The sequence below is a fragment of the Psychrobacter namhaensis genome (assembly GCF_016107545.1).
GTDB classification, from domain to species: Bacteria; Pseudomonadota; Gammaproteobacteria; order Pseudomonadales; family Moraxellaceae; genus Psychrobacter; species Psychrobacter namhaensis.
Map to the genome: position 1 here is coordinate 1 of NZ_JABASS010000034.1, position 1,422 is coordinate 1,422.

At 42.6% G+C, this 1,422-nt stretch carries 2 protein-coding genes; both read left to right on the plus strand.

Annotated elements, in window-relative coordinates; translation table 11 throughout:
• The first annotated feature begins 44 nt into the window (after positions 1–44).
• On the plus strand, positions 45–563 hold the full coding sequence (locus JFC06_RS12180) for a helix-turn-helix domain-containing protein (protein ID WP_198335245.1): 519 nt from the start codon (positions 45–47) through the stop codon (positions 561–563).
• Positions 467–1,390: an IS3 family transposase gene (locus tag JFC06_RS12185; RefSeq protein ID WP_198335246.1), complete on the plus strand. Its 924-nt coding sequence runs from the start codon at positions 467–469 to the stop codon at positions 1,388–1,390. The genes JFC06_RS12180 and JFC06_RS12185 overlap by 97 nt, the downstream gene beginning before the upstream one ends.
• Positions 1,391–1,422: the final 32 nt, after the last annotated feature.

The window sequence follows — 1,422 nt, forward strand, 5'->3', positions numbered from 1 at the left end:
TGAACTGACCCCCATAAGTTGGACACAACTTATGGGGTATTTTTATGCGTTACGATCTGGACTTTAAGCTCAAAGTCATATCATACTATCGGCAAGGACATACCGGAGTCGCAACAGCAAAGAAGTTTGGACTTGATAAAAAGATAATCTCTAGATGGATTAATCAATACAAAAGCGGCGGTATAGAGGCTATCAAGCCAAAGGCGAGTAAAACTAAATACAGTAGCGAGTTTAAACTTAACGTACTCACAGTCATGCTAGAACAAGGGTTAAGCCAGTCTGAGGTCGCTTTAACGTTTAACATCAGCTCACCTGCGCTCATCAGCCACTGGCACAAAGCGTATCGACTTCATGGTATGTCTGGACTCACTCCCAAACCTAAAGGTAGAGGCGCCATGACCAAGCCAGTTATCACAAACAAACCAGATGATGAAAAGACGCCTACAGAGCTTAAGCGTGAACTGCAATATCTGCGTGCGGAGAATGCCTACTTAAAAAAGCTCGATGCCTTGCTCAAAGCGGAGGAACAAGCAGACAGAAAGCAAGGCTCATCGAAGCGCTAAGAGATGACTGCTGTTTATCTGACTTACTCAAAGTCTCAGGTATGCCTAAAAGCGTTTTTTATTATCATAGAGCAAAGCTTGAGAGTGACGACAAATACGCTGAGTTGAAGCCACGTATTGCTAAGCTGTATCATCAGCATAAAGGTAGATATGGCTATCGTAGAATAACGGCCGCATTAAAGCCGGTAGGGGTTCATCACAATCATAAGCTCATTGCTAAGCTTATGCGTCAAATGACGCTTAGCGCAAAGATAAGACGCAAGAAGTACCGTTCCTATAAAGGAATGCAAGGCAAGATCGCGAAGAATCACTTAAAGCGTCAGTTTCATGCAGATGGGCCACATAAGCGCTGGCTGACGGATATTACTGAGTTTAAGGTAGGCGATAATAAGCTGTATTTATCGCCCATACTTGATTGTTATAACAATGAGATCATCAGTTATACGCTCTCAAGAAGGCCAACTTATGATTTGGTGAGTCAAATGCTAGATTGTGCATTAACAAAAACTAAAACGTGTCGGGATAAGAGGTTAATGCTGCACTCGGATCAAGGATGGCATTATCAAATGGCGCCGTTTAGCACGACGCTTAAATACCATGGTATTAAGCAAAGCATGAGTAGAAAAGGCAATTGCTTAGATAATGCGCTCATGGAGGGGTTCTTCGGTACACTAAAGTGTGAGACCATTTACCTTGAGAAGCCTCAAAACATTGAGCAGTTAGAGCAACAAATCCATGAGTACATTCATTATTACAACCATGAGCGTATTCAATTGAAACTAAAAGGACTGAGCCCTGTGCAATACAGAACTCAGTCCTTGGGTTAAACTAAACCGTCCAAGTTTTGGGGGTCAGTTCA

Excerpts from the sequence above, each read along its gene's own strand:
- JFC06_RS12180 (WP_198335245.1), top strand. The coding sequence starts at position 45 with ATGCGTTACGATCTGGACTTTAAGCTCAAAGTCATATCATACTATCGG.